Raw genomic sequence first — 16,409 nt, 5'->3', positions numbered from 1 at the left:
AGACGACAATCGTCAAACCGGCTTCACCGGTTGCAATTGCCGAATCGCTTGTGCGTAGTGTTCATTCCAGGCAATCGGAAAGGCGGTGCGGGCCGCAATACGCCGCGCAGGGCAAGAATCAGGCCAGATTGACCGAGTCCGCGCTATTTCCTTCGAAAGGCGATAGCAGCGAGGCAGACCCCAAGCGCCTTAAAAATGCCTATATTTTAGGCCGACACCTAAGGTGACTTGAATTTAGTCATAATAGTAATGATTTTTCGTGAAATGCATAGCTGCCATGCACAATAGAATATTGAAAATTGCCTAATGAAAGAGCATATCGCACATAGCTGATGCAGTTGGTGGCCAACTTCTCCCTGGCTCACCGCAGCAGCTGTTCCCCTCTGGAGGTTTTGAGAAGCCTTCTAACTTATAGGGCCCCGGTTTCGGAGGCCCTTTTTTTTTGCGCTTCAGCGGGGTCTGAACTTTTTTTTCGCATCGCCCGCTGAAAACTATTGCAATGCGCACAAAAAAGAACCATATCCACTAATAGCTGATGCGTCTGGCGGTTGGCTCTCCAGTCCCGCTGCAGCAGCTGTTCCCCTCTGGAGGTTTTACCTTCACAACTCATAAGGACCCCGATTTGGTGGTCCTTTTTTTTTGCGTTTTTCAAAGTCGGCAAAATTTCGAATCTGAGTAAACGAATTCTTACCGCTTTTTCCCTATGATAACGGTCTTACGATACGAAACGTCGCCATGCGATCCGGATTTTTCCGGTTCAAGCGCTGTAACGGTAAATGTATCTGATGAGAAATTGCGCCGCGCGAGACCATCATGTAGTTCTCGTAACGGCAATCGCGGCCGGTCGGCACTGAAAGGGAATACATGGCCAATCTCTTTGACCCAATCACCATCGGTGATGTCACGCTGGAGAATCGCATCGTCATGGCTGCCATGACGCGCAACCGTTCCCCCGAAGCGGTTCCCAATGAACTGAATGTCGAATATTACCGGCAGCGCGCCACCGCCGGCCTGATCATTTCTGAGGCAACCGCGATCACCGAACAGGCCCAGGGCTTTTCCGATGTTCCCGGTCTTTATACGGATGAAGCGATTGCCGGCTGGCGCCAGGTCACCAGTGCTGTCCATGAGGCAGGCGGGCGAATCTTCTGCCAGCTCTGGCATGTCGGGCGTATTTCACACAAATCGCTCCAGCCCTTCGGCGACCCGCCCGTCGCCCCTTCGGCGATCCAGGCCAAGGCCAAAACCTTTGTCGTCTACCCGGACGGAACCGGTGACTTCGTCGAGACGTCGATGCCGCGCGCGCTCAAGCCGTTCGAAATCTCGGAAATCATCAGCGACTACCGCAAGGCCGCCCGCAACGCCATGGCAGCCGGCTTTGACGGTGTCGAGGTCTATGGCGGCAACGGGTATCTGATTGACCAGTTTCTGCGCTCCGGCAGCAATCAACGCACCGATCTTTATGGTGGACCGATCGAAAATCGCGCCCGCTTCCTGTTCGACATTGTCGGTGCTGTCAGCCGCGAGATCGGCTCCGGCCGAACCGCCGTGCTGCTGTCGCCGGTCACACCTTCCAACGATGTCCAGGACGGCGACCCGCAGAGCCTGTTCAACTATATTGCCAGCCAGCTCTCCGCCTATGATCTCGCTTACGTGCATGTGATCGAGGGCGCCACCGGCGGCGAACGCAGTTTCAGCCAGGGCGGGCGGCCCTTCGATTACGACGAGATGCGCCAGATTTACTACCGCACCGATGGAACCGGCGCGTGGATGGTCAATAATGGCTATGACCGCAACCTGGCCATTGATGCGCTGGAGAAGGAACATGCCGATCTGATCGGCTTTGGCCGTGCCTTCATTGCCAATCCGGATTATGTCAGACGCCTCAGGATCAATGCATCGCTCAATCCGCTGAACCAGCGCACGCTTTATGGCGGCGGCGCGGAAGGTTATATTGATTATCCGTTCCTCGGCGGCTGAAAACCGGGGACAAGGATGGTGGCGCGCAGAAACCTTTGTCAGCGTGCCACGTTGATAGTGGATACAGGATCACATCAACCTCGCTTTGGGGATATGCCATGCTGCGCGCGCTGAAAGGCGAGCTTTTACTGCTTCAGGCATTGCCGGCGGCGGCAATCGCCTATTATCTCGAACATCTGCTTGCCCATGCGTCGAGGCCGGTCCTGCTGCTCATTGCAGCGCTTCTGGTGGCCTCCATTGCCTGCGCCTCGCTGCGCGTCGCCCATCACGCGGAAATTCTCGCGGAAAAGGCAGGCGACCCTTACGGGACCATGATCCTCACCCTTTCCGCCGTGATGGTGGAGGTGCTGATCCTGGTGATCATGATGGCGGAAAGCGAACAGCCCACGCTGGTGCGCGACACGATCTATTCAGCCGTCATGCTGGATATCAATGGCATACTCGGCCTGGCAGCGCTCCTGGGTGGGCTGAAGCATGGCGAACAGCCCTATAACAGTGATTCAGGCAAGACCTATTCCGTGATGATCCTGACGGCGATGGGCATATCGATGATCGTGCCCGACTTCGTTCCCCAGGCGAAGTGGCACTTCTATTCGGGCTTCACCATAGTCGCCATGCTCGCCCTTTATGCGCTCTTCCTGAAGATGCAGGTTGGCCAGCACAGCTACTTCTTCTCCTACCGCGCTCCGAAAAAACAGCATGTCATTGCAGAAGACGGCCAGCAACATGGAGAAGACGACGAGAGCGGATCAACAAGCTTCTCCATTGGCATCATCATCGCTGGCGTCGTTCTGATCGGCCTGCTGGCGGAATTCATGTCATCCTTCCTCAATCACGGACTGGAGGGCACGGGCGCGCCACTGGCGCTAACCGCCATTCTCGTCGCCGCGATCTCGGCCGGACCGGAAATCCTTACCGCATTGCGCGCCGCACTTGGCAACCGCATGCAGGCGGTCATGAACATCGCCCTCGGCGCATCGCTTTCGACCGTCATTCTGACGGTGCCCGTGGTCGAGGCGATTGCGCTTTTCACCGGCCAGCCGTTTATCATGGCCATGACACCGGTTCAGATCACCATGGTCGCCATCACGCTGGTCGCCGCCGCCATCAACGTCAATGACGGCGAAACCAACGCGATCGAGGGCATGACGCATTTCGTGCTGTTCGCCACCTTCCTCATGCTGTCCGTGCTGGGGCTGTAAAGGGGAGCCCATCCGGCCCCGGCAAACATCCCTGCCCGATCAGCGTCGCACGGATCGCCGTTTCCAGCGGGGTCCGCGGCTCGGCACCAAGCACAGCAACGAGCCGGTCATTGCGCATGTGCAAAGGCTCACGCCAGAGATAGGACACTTCCTGCACCTCGCGCATCACAGTAACGAAGGGCGCGGCAAACGGCACCATCCACCAGGGAAAGCTTTTGACCGCCAGATTGTCGCGCCCCGCAACCCGGCCAATGGTTTCGATCATCCGCTCACCATCTGCATCCCACGTCCCTTCGAAGTGAAATACCGAGAAGGCTTGCAGCTCGGATCGGCGCTCTACCAGCTGCATCATCGTTTCGGCCACGTCCGGCAGATAGGCCCATTGGTGACCGACGCCCTTGCGGCCGATCCGGGTGACGGAACGGACCGGCCTGCCGGATTTCACCAGATAGCTGAACCAGCTATTGGCAACCTCTGGCCCGAAATAGTCCCCGGCCCTGACGATGATGACCTGGGTTCCGGCCGCAGCGGCATCGCGCAGGCGGTTCTCCATCGTGATACGGATCCGCCCCTTTTTGGTCGTGGCCGTCTGGACTGCATCCTCGGCAGGTTCCGGCAATTGCTCGCGGCCGAAATTATAGACCGTGCCGGGAAACAGGATCAGCGCCCCGCTCGCACGCGCGGCGGCAATCGTATTGTCGAGCATTGGCACGGCGAGCGTTTCCCAGTTCTGATAACCCGGCGGATTGACGCCATGGAAGATCAGCGTCGCGTCTTCCGCCGCCCGGCGGACATCCGCGCCGTTCATGGCATCGCCGGAAACCCAGTCATATTCGGGCCGCGCTACTCGCATTTCCGCTGCACGCCGTGACAGTGCCCTTACCTTGAAGCCACGCGCAGCCAGCACCTTTGCCACAGCCCCGCCAATGCCGCCGCCCGCGCCCAGAACCAGTGCTACGGGCCGCTCACGTCCCTTTGTCTCAGTCATCTCACATCTCCACATCATTCCTGATGGAACAATAATGCCGTGACATGAGGCCATACGGAATTGCATAAAATGTTGCCGATGCTATACATAAATATATGAGCGAACTGAGCTGGGACCATTATCGCACTTTGCTGGCCGTGCTGGAGAAAGGCTCGCTCTCCGCTGCAGCGCGCGAGCTTGCGCTGACGCAGCCAACCATAGGGCGGCATGTGGCCGCGCTGGAAGCGGCGGCGGGCCAGCCGCTTTTCACCCGGTCCCAGCAGGGCTTGCAGCCAACAGAGATCGCGCTGTCGATGAAGCCGCTGGCCGAGGCCATGGCGGCAACCGCATCGGCACTTGGTCGTGCGGCATCGCAGCAAGCCGGTCAGGTCTCGGGTACAGTGCGTATCAGTGTCAGCGAGGTGATCGGCGTTGAAGTCCTGCCTGCGGTGCTCGAACCGCTGCTTGCGGCCCATCCGGCGCTCGAAGTGGAGCTTTCGATCTCCGATTCGGTGGAGGATCTATTGCTGCGCAAGGCCGATATAGCGTTGCGCATGATTGAGCCGACGCAGGAAGCGCTAAGAATGCGCTTTGCCGGCCGGATCGGCATTGGCTGCTTTGCCCATCGTCGCTATCTCGAACGTCATGGCATACCGCAAGGCTTCGACGATCTCGCCCGCCATACGGTTATCGGCTTTGACCGCGAACTAAGCTATGTCCGCGACAGCATGCGCGCCTTCCCTGATATCGCCATGCCGCATTTCAGAATCAGAACCGACAGCAATCTTGCCCAGCTTGCCGCCATCCGCGCAGGCCTTGGCATCGGTCTTTGCCAGTTGCAGCTCGGCCGGCGAGAGAAAGATCTGGTCGAAGTCATTGAAGGCGCCATACCGCTGACGCTGCCGGTCTATATCGCCATGCATGAGGACCTCAGGCATTCGCCCCGCTGCCGCGCAACATTTGACGCCCTTTATGCAGGCATGCGCGCTTATATCGGTGAAGACGATCAGTCAGACAGATCCGGCATGTAGCGTTTGAGAACCAGATCCCACTGCTTGGTATCGAGCAGGTTCAGAATGGCAACATCAATCGGTTCGCGCAGCGCATCCTTCTGCGGCAGGATCAGACCATAGCTCTCCTCTGAAAAAACAATATCGCTGACCTTGAGACCGGACCTGGACTGCGTCACCCAATCCAGGACCGGCTTGTCATAGGCAAAGGCATCAATCTTGTGGGCGGAAAGCGCTGAAAGGCCAGCATCGACATTGTCAAAACCGGAAGCGGGAATACTGAGCGCCTTCAGCGCCACTTCGGCCGGAGACCCGGAAACCGTGCCGACACGGACATGTCCCAGATCACCGAGGCCAGCCACCACGGTTTCACGCATGCTCGATGTCAGACCGGCCGCCAGCTGCGCAGTGGTAACACTGGCGAGCAAAAGGGCGATGAACATCCATGCCATCGCCAGAAGCCGGCCAAGAAAGGTGACCGGCGCCTTGTCGCCATAGCCGACCGTGGTCATTGTTACCGTCGCCCACCAAAAGCCACTGAACACACCGCGTCCGGGCCGGTGTTCGAATTGCTGGGGGTTGGCGCGCCGCTCCAGCAACCAGATCAGCGCACCAAAGAAAAAGACAGGCCCGATCAGCAGACTGATGGTTGACAGAAAGGCCGGCGAGGTCATCAGCTTGAAAATGAAGGCCAGCTCGACCGGATTGGCATCATGGACCGCGACACCTATGCCGCTGTGATAATAGGGCTGCGTGAAGTCGATCCGCGTCTCATCCTTTCCGTTGATCGGCACCGCGCCGATGGCTGCATCGATCTTGCCGCTCGCAACGCTTGCCACAAGTTCATCCTTATCAAGATCGACAAGCTTATAAGTGAAGCCGACCTCATCGGCGATCTCATTCAAGAGATCGATGCTGATGCCATACCAGCCGCCATCGGAGCGCTGGGCGACGAATGGCGGCGCGGCATGCGTACCGATCACCAGATGCGGCTCGGTGCCGCCCGATGCAGCGGTATCAACCGATGGCGCGGCCGTATTCGCCTGCTGAGCATGCACGAGGCCGATACCCAGCGCCAGGAACGCGACCAGGCAAACGGTAAAACGCGTCCAATAACACGCAATGCGAGCTGGGGCAGAAAGTAACAAAACGGCAGACATAGCGGCGATGGCAACCTGTTGAAGATATGGGATATATGGCCGCTATAGCGTCTTTTCCGCAAGTTGTTAACCCAGCGCCCCAAAACCAAAGGAGGCGGACATTGCTGCCCGCCTCCCGATCAGCCGCTATGAAAGCGGTATATTACTTGCAAGCCGCGCAGAAACGCTGGATGCGGCGGCAGGATTCTTCCAGCAGTTCATCCGATGTTGCGTAGGAAATGCGGAAGTTCGGACCGAGGCCAAAGGCCGAGCCGTGAACGACGGCAACGCCTTCTGCTTCCAAAAGTTCGGTGACGAAATCCTCGTCCGTTTCCATAACATTGCCTGACGGGGCGGTCTTGCCCATCAGCCCTGCACAGGACGGATAGACATAGAATGCACCTTCTGGCTTCGGGCACTCGATACCAACGGCCTGGTTGAGCATCGAGACCACCAGATCGCGACGCTTCTCAAAGGCGACCTTGCTCATCGGAATGAAGTCCTGCGGACCATTCAGCGCTTCGACCGAAGCCCACTGGGCAATCGAGCACGCGCCGGACGTCTGCTGGCTCTGGATCGTCGACATCGCAGTGATCAGCGGCGCCGGACCGGCCGCATAACCGATACGCCAGCCAGTCATGGCATAGGCTTTCGAAACACCGTTCATCGTCAGCGTACGGTCATAGAGACCGGGCTCAACCTGGGCCGGCGTGACGAATTTGAAATCGCCATAGGTCAGATGCTCATACATGTCATCGGTCAGAACCCAGACATTTTCATGCTTCATCAGCACGTCGGTCAGCGCCTTCAGCTCATCATGCGAATAGGCCGCACCCGAGGGATTGGACGGCGAGTTGAAGATGAACCACTTGGTCTTCGGCGTGATAGCCTTTTCCAGATCTTCCGGCTGAAGCTTGAAATTGTTCTCCTGCGTCGTGGCGACGAAGACCGGCGTACCGCCGCAAAGCGAGACCATTTCCGGGTAGGAGACCCAGTAAGGTGCCGGAATGATCACTTCATCCCCGGCATTCAGCGTCGCCATCAGCGCGTTGAACAGGATCTGCTTGCCGCCGGTCCCGACGATCACCTGCGAAGCTTTGTAATCAAGGTCGTTTTCGCGCTTGAACTTGGCGGCAATCGCCTCACGCAGCGGCTGGATGCCGGGCACGGGCGTATACTTTGTCTCACCGCGCTTGATCGCTTCGATCGCGGCTTCCTTGATATTGTCCGGCGTATCGAAATCGGGTTCGCCCGCGCCAAGACTGATCACGTCACGACCTTTCGCTTTGAGGTCGCGTGCTTTCTGGGCCACGGCGATAGTGGCGGAAGGCTTCACACGAGAAAGGGCGTCTGCAAGAAAGGCCATGATCAGTGTCCTGATTTGAATTGAGGTTTTGTCATCTGAAAAGCCAGTTTCACATCTATCTTTTCAGCGTCATTGGTCTAATCGCACTTTTGCGCCGGTTTCAAGAGCAATCGGTGCGCCAGTTTCCCGACGGCCTCTTTTTCGGCCTCTTTCTTGACGGATCAGCCACAATCCGCCTGCCGCCGCAGCGCTGACCTGCAATCGGACAGTAAGGGCATACGGAAATATCCACAGGCTCAAAGCCTTGAAAGACTAGGTCAGTCCACGCCAATTTAACCTGACGTTAATACAATCATAAATTTGCCTTAAAAACCGTTGCAACACCCCTGTTTTGGCCCAGTTCAGAACGCAATCTCTTGGTTAATTAATCGACATCGAAAGGCTGTTCGAAAGGAAACGGGTCATGAAACTGAAAAGATATGCTGCCCGCATCGTTTCCGCCCCAATCGGCAGGACGAAAATGCTGCTGGCATCGCTCGGCCTTCTGGCCGCCGCAACACCGGCCCTGGCCGCGCCGGTCGACCACCATATCGCACCGTTGACCCAGGCAGACGGTGTAACGGCCCTGCAGCACCCTTCAGCCCTGCTGCTCAACTACTACCTCACCTTCCCGCAGGGCGCGACGATTGCGGCGCCGGAAGGTCTCACCTCAGACATGCTGACCAGAGATCTCGTCATGGGGCTGCTGATGGCCACTTTCGTCGCCATGGTGCTGGGCGCCTCCTTCCTTTGGCGCGAAAGCATGTCCTCACTGCGCAAGGATGAGGAACGCCGCAACCGCGACGCCGCCGGCCTGTTCTAGCGCAAGCGTCAAAAGGGTCAGCCGAACTGCCAGCAGTCTCAACGGCACCTTCTGGCGCAGATCTGTACGGTGAGCCACCGCCAGCTCAAATCATCAGCCCCATGCCAGTGCATGGTGATTGCTGAGAATAGTTTTCTTTCAGAGAAGCTGGACGCTGAACAGAGGCGTGAAGCGCGCACTATTCAAGGCGGGATATCATGTGTTGCCGATCCGCCGCCACAGGCGATGAGAACGACCGTGTCAATCGCCCGCTGGCGGTTGACCCGACCGGAGCCAGGCGAGGATCATCAAGACCATACGGCAAGAAGCGACCGGATAGAGCGCCGATCTCACTCATTCAGATCTAAAAGCACTCCAAATGCAGCGACGGCACCGACGGGATATTGCCGATGCTATTTCTCTGTCGTGTCGCGCTGGTCTGCCGACCAGGTAACCGGCCACTTATCGGCACCAACGCCGCTTCCGTCGCAGGCGTTTTTTCCACGCTCCTCGGTCAGGACGAGCGGATTGCCGGTGGCCTTGTCATCGATCTTCCAGTAATGGGCGACACCGCAATCACCGAGCCCGCGACCAAGATAGACCGAGGTCAGCTTGCGTTCCCTGAGATCGAAGCTGACATTGTAGACCGTTTCCAGAACCGTAATACCTGTATCGCTGACATTGGGAAACTCAGAGCGATGATACGTTTCATCATTGCCGACATAGATCTGATAGGGCTGATTATAAGCCCCGCTCGGACCGCATGGCAGGACGATGGCCGAGCCTGCCGAGGTATCGAAGGCAAAGGCGTCGGCCTGCGCCAGCTGATCCTCGGTCGTGTAACACACACTCTTCTCATCGGTCAGATTGCGCAAAACCGAATCCGGCAGTTGCGACAGGCTGTCGATGGCGTGTACCGCTGAATTGGCCGGCGGCGGCACTGATCCGACAACAATAAGCGCGTCAGTCCGCCCATTGCGTTCCTGAAGCCGATCGACATAGCGACCGCCCGCGTCCAGACCGTCAAGTTTGATCTGGCTGGAAAAATCGCCCGCAGCACCGCTGTAGCTGATCGTGGCGACCCGCCCCGTGGTCATGGTCGTGAACAATGCACGCAGCCCATCCGGCTCCTTGACGCCAAAGGTACCGAGAACATCATCACGGCTGAGATCCTTGATCGCAACGCTGTAGCGCTCGACGCCATCCACCGCGATGGAGAAAGTCCCCTTGCCATCGGCCTTTTGCGAAAGACCGGGGGGAAACGGCAACGACATCAAAAGCGGCGAAGAGGGATCAATGGTGCGATGCCATTGCAACCCGCTCAGGCCTGACTTGTCGGTCGGCGTTGTGGCCGGATTGAAAGAGATCGTGCAATCATAGGCATTGTCGCAACTGACCCCCCAGTCACCGAACTGGCGGAACTCGAAGGCCGATGCGGGTACGACAAGGCTCACGACGTTCAAGCCGACAGCAATAAAAGCCCCGGCCAGAGCTTTGCACATCTTCATCCCTCGCGTCCTCTTTCCTGCCATTACCCGCGCCAGTTCCAATGCCACTCGCATTTTCAAACATGCCTTCTAGCAAATTCGCCACGATATGGCGAACCAATTGCGTTGCAGCAATGGCCGCACGCCCCGGATCTGCCGCCCCTGAAGCGGTTCATCCTTGCTTTCGTGCAGAGCTGTGTTTATGCGACGCAGAAATCACCTTTTTCAGCAAAAAGCGCAACGACGCGGCGACTTTATCAACAAACTGCATGAACCACAGATGAACCGGCTACAAGCAAACAGTGTCCTTCTCCTCGCAGCAGCCATCTGGGGCGGCGGCTTCGTTGCCCAATCCACCGCCATGACCTATATAGGGCCATACTGGTTCATCGGTATCCGTTTCCTGCTGGCGGCCGCTGTGGTTCTGCCCTTCGCGCTTGCCGAAGGTGCCAGATCTGAAAGACGCCTTGTCCGCCGCGATTATGGCCATTTCGCGCTCATCGGCGTCGCATTGTTCGGCGGCTCGGCGCTGCAGCAGGTCGGTATCATCCATACCAGCGTCACCAATTCCAGCTTTCTCACCGGCCTTTATGTGCTCGCTGTTCCGGCAATAGCCCTGCTGGTCCTGAAAAAGCCGCCCCACCCGGTCGTCTGGCCGGCAGCCCTTATGGCGCTTGGCGGTATCTACCTTCTCTCAGGCGGCAACCTTTCAAGATTGAACATCGGTGACTGGCTGACAATCTTCTGCGCACTCTTTTGGGCGGCTCAGATGACCCTTGTCGGAGTTTTCGTTGGCCCGAGCGGCAGGCCGCTAATGCTGTCGGTAGTACAATTTCTCGTGTGCGGCCTGCTCGGCATGGCGACGGGTCTTGTTACCGGCGAACCTGTCAGCCTGGCTTCAATCACCGGATCGTGGGGCGAAATTCTCTATGTCGGCATCATCTCATCCGGACTCGCCTTCGCCCTGCAGGTGGTCGGCCAGCGCTATACCACCGCGCCACAGGCTGCAATCTTTCTGTCAATGGAAACACTATTCGGCGCGCTCGGCGCTGCGATCTTTCTTGATGAAAGGCTTGTCCCCGCAGGTTATCTCGGCTGCGCGCTGATGTTTCTGGCGATCATCATGGTTGAGCTTCTGCCTGAACTTGGACGAAAAAAACAAAACCCGGCCTGAGCAATATCATTTCTGCGCATCTTCGAGATTACGAAGAGCCCGAAAGACAAATGACCTTGTCGCGCACCATTAAACAACCACGATGTGCAAGACCGACACCGGAAAAAGCCGCAACCATGACTTTTGCTGCAAAGTTTCGCTTGCAAATGTCCAGCAAACACCGCATTGTAACGGTGTTCGGGCATTTTGCGAGCACGGGAAGACCAATAATCCATGCGCGCCGGAAACGCTAATATTCCGGGCGGTATCTCTTTAAGGTTAACCTGAGGTTGTATCCCGGGATGATCGAGAGCCGCGGTAACAACGGTACCTTTCCTCACAATTCAAGAACTGCCTGCGCTGCCCTTCACGGGCGATCGAGCATTGGAATGATCCCCCTCCGAGAGAAAGCGGAGGCGGAGAGCAAAGGACCCAGAGAATGGCCGAAACAGGCATTGTAAAATTTTTCAACACAGACAAGGGCTACGGCTTCATCAAGCCGGACAATGGCGGCGCGGACATTTTCGTCCATATTTCCGCCGTTCAGTCTTCCGGTTTGACCGGCCTGACTGAAAACCAGAAGGTCAGCTTCGACACCGAGCCAGATCGTCGCGGCAAGGGCCCGAAGGCCGTCAACCTGCAGATCGCAGGCTGAAACAGACCTGAACCCCAAAACCTTAATGCTGGAGACCAGGCGTCTGCGGGATCGGTTTTGCGGCACCTTCCGGCTGCATAGCTGAAGCGAAGCGCATGTTTCGCGACAGACGCAGGCCGTTTCGTCAAACGTGGGCGCTTCGTGCGCAGGCGCCTGCATTTATGTGCCGAATATCCGAAGGGATCAGGCCATCCCGCATTGACTTCGCTTGCACTCCGCGCCTACCGCGACGCGATTTCTGCAAAACTCCTATGCTCTTGCGACTGTTAAGGCATGCCTTGTGACTGCGCTGCATTGATCTGGCGCATTTCGTCGGTCGTTTGACCTGTTCACTTGGCATGGAACATTCAGGCCGTCTTGCTTTGCCCGAACACATGAAGCACTGACGGCCTACTCACCTGCCTGCCCCTGCGGCAGCGGTCACTCTGGTCCGTGATCAACAAAAACTGCAAGCGCTTCCCAACTGGGAAGCGCTCAGACTTCTGACAAACCGATCTGCACCCTCTGACGTCATGCCTGTGCTTGGTCCCGCACGCATCCAGCGGACGTGCGCCGGCACGGCGAAGGGTTCTTTTTGTTCAATGACTTAGGGAGTTGGATCCCCGCGACAAGCGCGGGGATGACGACGGAGGGGGCTAGTTCTGTGACCCCGAGCAGGCAATCTGAATGACTTTGTCAACACTCAAAGCGCTTCCCGTCAGGGAAGCGCTTTGAGGCCGCCGGAACAGGCGGCCATGCCTCGCGTATCGAAATTGGCCCCGGACCGGGCTTCACAACCCTTTGAGGAAGGGATTGGTCCTGCGTTCCTCGCCAATGCGTCCACCCGGCCCGTGCCCGCAGATGAAGCCGACCTCATCGCCAAGCGGCAAAACCTTGTCCCGGATCGAATTCATCAGCGTCTGGTGATCGCCGCCCGGCAGATCCGTGCGTCCGACAGAGCCGTTGAACAACACATCACCGAGATGGGCAAAGCCCTGCTCGCGGTTGAAATAGATCACATGGCCAGGCGCATGACCGGGACAATGATAGACCTCGAAGACATGATCGCCAAAGCTGACCGTTTCGCCATCGTTCAGGAAACGGTCGGGATAGGCATTGTGAACCATACCCTCCATGTTGAAACGCTTGGCGCTCTCCTCAATATTTTCAAGAAGAGGCTTGTCGGCCTCATGCGGGCCGATGATCTCAAGCCCGAGCCTTTGCTTTAGTTCCATGGCACCGCCGGCATGATCAAGATGACCGTGGGTCAGCCAGATCGCCGACAGCGTCAGTCCGTTTTCTTCAAGCGTCTGAACGATCACATCGACATCGCCGCCGGGATCGACAATCACACCCTGACGGGTCTCGGCATCAAACATGACGGTGCAATTTTGCTGCAACGGCGTTACCGGAATGATCCCGGCCTGAAGCTTTGCCATCTGACTGGCCCTCTCTATTACTTCGCGCCCGCAAGCGCGACTCATGTCTTCCTTGCCCCCGGAAAGCCGGTCCAATGCCCTTCTCACCGACGTCGAACGGCGCTAAACCTATGTCATAATGACTGTTCCTGCCAAGTGCCGGAATACAGCAGGGGTGACGAGGATCGGGATGGGAACAACGTGTTGAATGAAGCCAGAAAAAGCGCCGGAAGCGTGGATATTGCCTTGGAGGAAACGGATGAATTCAGGATCGTCGAACTCCTGTTCTTCGCTTATCGTGATTTTGTTTCGGATCCTGACGTCATCCTGGCCGAACTTGGCTTCGGCCGTGCACATCACCGCGTCATCCACTTTGTCGGCCGTCATCCCGGCATGACCGTCGCCGACCTACTCGACATTCTCAAGATCACCAAGCAGAGTCTTGCCCGCGTCTTAAAGCAGCTGATCGACATGGGCTATGTGCGACAGGCTGCGGGCCCGAGCGACCGGCGCCAGCGCCGCCTTTACCTGACGGAAAAAGGGGAAAGATTGCGCTGTACGCTTGTTGCCCCCCAGCTTAAGCGCGTTGAGGGCGCGATGGAAAAGCTTGCGCCGGAGGACCGCGAGACCATATTCAACTTTCTCGATAAAATGTGTGATACGACCCGGCAGAAATGCTGAGCGGTGACGACAACAATCCGGAGGCCAGTTGAACCGATGAGCAGTACCATGCCGGCCGACGATGCCGCCCATATTCTTATCGTTGATGACGACACCCGCATCCGAACCCTTCTGAAACGCTATCTGGGTGAAAGCGGCTACCGGGTGACGACGGCAATCGATGCGGCCGATGCGCGCCGCAAACTCGACGGGTTGGAATTCGACCTTCTGGTGCTTGATGTGATGATGCCTGGCGAGGATGGACTGTCGCTCACCGCCAGCCTCCGCAAGATTCGCGATGTCCCGGTTCTGCTGCTGACGGCCCGGGCGGAGGCAGATGCCCGCATTGCCGGCCTTGAGGCAGGCGCAGATGACTATCTCGCCAAACCCTTTGAGCCACGGGAGCTTCTGCTGCGAATCAGCAATATCCTGCGCCGCAGCCAGACACCGCAGACACCGGCCATTGAAGTGGTTATGTTTGGGCCCTATGCCTATTCCCTGGCCCGCAAGGAGTTGAAAAAAGGCGGCGAACTCATCCGGCTGACGGACCGGGAGCAGGATATCATGTCCATGCTGGCAGCCGAGGTTGGCGAAACCGTCGGCAGGCTCGATCTTGCCAGTTCGACCTCCGATATCAATGAGCGCACTATCGACGTGCAGATCAACCGTCTGCGGCGCAAGATCGAAACCGATCCGGCCAATCCCCGATACCTTCAAACGGTGCGCGGCATCGGTTACCGTCTGAGCCGGGACTAGCGCATGGTGTCGCGATTGAAGCACGGGCTGCTCACCTTTTTCCGCCGATGGCGAAACCTTAACCGGCGGCTCTGGACCAGCCTGTGTACGGTTCAGACCGTGCCGCCAGGGCGACAGATCCTTGGCTCTTACAAAACCTTCGCACGCTTCGTTCATCATCGATTGCCGCGTGGTCTTTATGCCCGCTCGCTTCTCATCATCATCATGCCGATGTTGCTGCTGCAGGCTGTCATCGCCACGGTGTTCATGGAGCGTCACTGGCAGATGGTGACCGAACGCCTTTCGGCTGCGGTGACCGGCGATATCGCCGCCATCATCGACCTGATCGAGAGCACCAGCCCGGATACTTATGATGATATTATCCGGATTGCCCGCGAGGACATGAACCTGCGCGTCGCCATCGAGCCGGAAGGACAGCTGCCCCCGCCGCTGCCGAAACCTTTCTTCGGCCTTCTGGACCAGGTGCTTGCCCAGCAGATCTCCGAACGGATCGGGCGTCCTTTCTTCATCGACACGGTCGGCAATTCCCGCCTCGTCGAAATCCGGGTCAAACTAGACAAGGGCATTCTGCGCGTCTTCGCCAGGCGCAGCATGACCTATGCCTCCAACACCCATATTTTCATTCTCTGGATGGTCGGCACATCGCTGGTCCTGATCGGCATTGCCACACTGTTCCTGCGCGGCCAGATCCGCCCGATCCTGTCACTGACGCGTGCTGCGGAAAGTTTCGGCAAGGGCCAGAGATCGACCGCCCCCTTCACCCCGCGCGGCGCCGTGGAAATTCGCCGGGCCGGCCTCGCCTTTGTCCTGATGCGCGAACGCATCGAACGCCAGATCGAACAACGCACCACCATGTTGAACGGAGTCAGCCATGATCTGCGCACGATCCTGACGCGCTTCAAGCTGCAGCTCGCCCTGCTCGACAGTTCTCCCGAGATCGAAGCGCTCAACGACGATGTCGAGGAAATGCAGCGCATGCTGCAGGGCTATATCGATTTCGCCCGCGGTGACGGCGAGGAAACCTCCGACACCGTCAGTCTCGGCGCGGTGATGGAACGCCAGCAGGAAGATTTCGAACTCCACGGAAAAGTCCTGAACTACACAATCGAGGGCGAGGACGAGATCGAAGTGCGCCCCAATGCCTTTGCCCGGCTTGTCGGCAATCTGGCATCCAATGCACGGCGTTACGCAAACCGGCTGGACATTACCGTCCGCCACGAGCGCAAATGGGTGACCATTATCTTTGACGATGACGGACCAGGCATCCCGGCCGAAAAGCGCGAGGATGTCTTCAAGCCTTTTCTCAGGCTCGATGATGCGCGCAACCTCGATTCATCAGGCACCGGCCTCGGCCTTGCCATCGCCAGAGACCTCGCCCGCAGCCATGGCGGCAATGTCACGCTGGATGACAGCCCGCTCGGCGGTCTACGCGCCGTGATCGCAATTCCGGTGTAAACAAGACGGAGAGCACCCCTACATCAGACGCTGGCCGTTGGGCAGAGACTTATCAACACCGGCCAGTACGATGGCGCCATCTTCATCGGCAAAACCTAGCGTCAGCACCTCGGAGCGCACCGGGCCGATCTGACGTGGCGGAAAATTCACCACGGCAAGAACCTGACGCCCGACCAGCTGCTCCGGTGTGTAATGCACCGTGATCTGCGCCGATGAACGCTTGATGCCAATCTCGTTGCCAAAATCAATGCGAAGCTTGTAGGCAGGTTTGCGCGCTTCGGGAAAAGTCTCTGCCTCGACAATCGTGCCGACACGGATATCGACCTTCATGAAGTCATCAAAGCTGATTTCGTCGGAAGCCATGCGCACTCTTTCCTGCAGGAGATTTAAAAGTGAACCGT

General features: G+C 57.8%; 15 protein-coding genes. 9 read left to right on the top strand and 6 right to left on the bottom strand.

Features of this window, described 5'->3' with window-relative positions:
• Nucleotides 1-864: 864 nt before the first annotated feature.
• Both FJU08_RS08435 and FJU08_RS08430 read left to right on the top strand, forming a co-directional pair.
• A complete protein-coding gene (locus tag FJU08_RS08435) occupies nt 865-1,980 on the top strand; it encodes an alkene reductase (protein ID WP_141148531.1) in 1,116 nt (371 codons plus the stop codon).
• A 98-nt stretch (nt 1,981-2,078) separates the two neighbouring features.
• Nucleotides 2,079-3,182: a calcium:cation antiporter gene (locus FJU08_RS08430; RefSeq protein WP_141148530.1), complete on the top strand. Its 1,104-nt coding sequence runs from the start codon at nt 2,079-2,081 to the stop codon at nt 3,180-3,182.
• Here FJU08_RS08430 and FJU08_RS08425 read toward each other — a convergent pair.
• Nucleotides 3,157-4,170, bottom strand: a complete 1,014-nt coding sequence (locus tag FJU08_RS08425) for an NAD-dependent epimerase/dehydratase family protein (protein ID WP_141148529.1) — start codon at nt 4,168-4,170, stop codon at nt 3,157-3,159. The two genes, FJU08_RS08430 and FJU08_RS08425, sit on opposite strands and share 26 nt — an antisense overlap.
• Nucleotides 4,171-4,265: 95 nt before the next feature.
• Here FJU08_RS08425 and FJU08_RS08420 point away from each other — a divergent pair, with 95 nt between their 5' ends.
• Nucleotides 4,266-5,180: a LysR family transcriptional regulator gene (locus FJU08_RS08420; RefSeq protein ID WP_141148528.1), complete on the top strand. Its 915-nt coding sequence runs from the start codon at nt 4,266-4,268 to the stop codon at nt 5,178-5,180.
• Here the strand turns inward: FJU08_RS08420 and FJU08_RS08415 are convergent.
• Nucleotides 5,156-6,217 carry a transporter substrate-binding domain-containing protein gene (locus tag FJU08_RS08415; RefSeq protein WP_181409786.1) on the bottom strand — a complete coding sequence of 354 codons (1,062 nt, stop codon included), beginning with the start codon at nt 6,215-6,217 and terminating at the stop codon, nt 5,156-5,158. The genes FJU08_RS08420 and FJU08_RS08415 overlap by 25 nt on opposite strands.
• A gap of 244 nt (nt 6,218-6,461) precedes the next feature.
• Complete coding sequence (locus tag FJU08_RS08410; protein WP_141148526.1) at nt 6,462-7,664, bottom strand: pyridoxal phosphate-dependent aminotransferase; 1,203 nt, start codon at nt 7,662-7,664, stop codon at nt 6,462-6,464.
• Nucleotides 7,665-8,067: 403 nt separating this feature from the next.
• Here FJU08_RS08410 and FJU08_RS08405 point away from each other — a divergent pair, with 403 nt between their 5' ends.
• Nucleotides 8,068-8,466: a hypothetical protein gene (locus FJU08_RS08405; RefSeq protein ID WP_141148525.1), complete on the top strand. Its 399-nt coding sequence runs from the start codon at nt 8,068-8,070 to the stop codon at nt 8,464-8,466.
• Between the two features lie 392 nt (nt 8,467-8,858).
• On the opposite strand, the gene FJU08_RS08400 is transcribed toward FJU08_RS08405, so the two are convergent.
• Nucleotides 8,859-9,953: a DUF1176 domain-containing protein gene (locus FJU08_RS08400; RefSeq protein ID WP_181409785.1), complete on the bottom strand. Its 1,095-nt coding sequence runs from the start codon at nt 9,951-9,953 to the stop codon at nt 8,859-8,861.
• A 259-nt stretch (nt 9,954-10,212) separates the two neighbouring features.
• Here FJU08_RS08400 and FJU08_RS08395 point away from each other — a divergent pair, with 259 nt between their 5' ends.
• On the top strand, nt 10,213-11,106 hold the full coding sequence (locus FJU08_RS08395; RefSeq protein ID WP_141148523.1) for a DMT family transporter: 894 nt from the start codon (nt 10,213-10,215) through the stop codon (nt 11,104-11,106).
• A gap of 418 nt (nt 11,107-11,524) precedes the next feature.
• Entirely contained in the window at nt 11,525-11,740 is a 216-nt protein-coding gene (locus tag FJU08_RS08390; protein ID WP_141148522.1) for a cold-shock protein, read from the top strand.
• A gap of 770 nt (nt 11,741-12,510) precedes the next feature.
• Here FJU08_RS08390 and FJU08_RS08385 read toward each other — a convergent pair.
• The gene (locus tag FJU08_RS08385; RefSeq protein WP_141148521.1) at nt 12,511-13,158 is read right to left on the bottom strand and encodes an MBL fold metallo-hydrolase; all 648 of its coding nucleotides are present in this window, start codon (nt 13,156-13,158) and stop codon (nt 12,511-12,513) included.
• Between the two features lie 225 nt (nt 13,159-13,383).
• Between FJU08_RS08385 and FJU08_RS08380 the strand changes: the two genes are divergently transcribed.
• The 3 genes from FJU08_RS08380 to FJU08_RS08370 are packed head-to-tail and all read left to right on the top strand — an operon-like array spanning nt 13,384 to nt 16,008.
• Entirely contained in the window at nt 13,384-13,818 is a 435-nt protein-coding gene (locus FJU08_RS08380) for a MarR family winged helix-turn-helix transcriptional regulator (protein WP_141148520.1), read from the top strand.
• 36 nt (nt 13,819-13,854) lie between these two features.
• Nucleotides 13,855-14,553: a response regulator gene (locus tag FJU08_RS08375; RefSeq protein WP_141148519.1), complete on the top strand. Its 699-nt coding sequence runs from the start codon at nt 13,855-13,857 to the stop codon at nt 14,551-14,553.
• Between the two features lie 3 nt (nt 14,554-14,556).
• A complete protein-coding gene (locus tag FJU08_RS08370; RefSeq protein ID WP_141148518.1) occupies nt 14,557-16,008 on the top strand; it encodes an ATP-binding protein in 1,452 nt (483 codons plus the stop codon).
• 18 nt (nt 16,009-16,026) lie between these two features.
• Here FJU08_RS08370 and FJU08_RS08365 read toward each other — a convergent pair whose 3' ends face one another.
• The gene (locus FJU08_RS08365; RefSeq protein WP_141148517.1) at nt 16,027-16,371 is read right to left on the bottom strand and encodes a tRNA-binding protein; all 345 of its coding nucleotides are present in this window, start codon (nt 16,369-16,371) and stop codon (nt 16,027-16,029) included.
• Nucleotides 16,372-16,409: the final 38 nt, after the last annotated feature.

This window comes from Martelella alba (assembly GCF_006516955.1).
In the GTDB taxonomy this organism is placed as follows: domain Bacteria; phylum Pseudomonadota; class Alphaproteobacteria; order Rhizobiales; family Rhizobiaceae; genus Martelella; species Martelella alba.
Note: the sequence above shows the minus strand (reverse complement) of the source record. Positions and strands in the feature narration are given on the sequence as shown.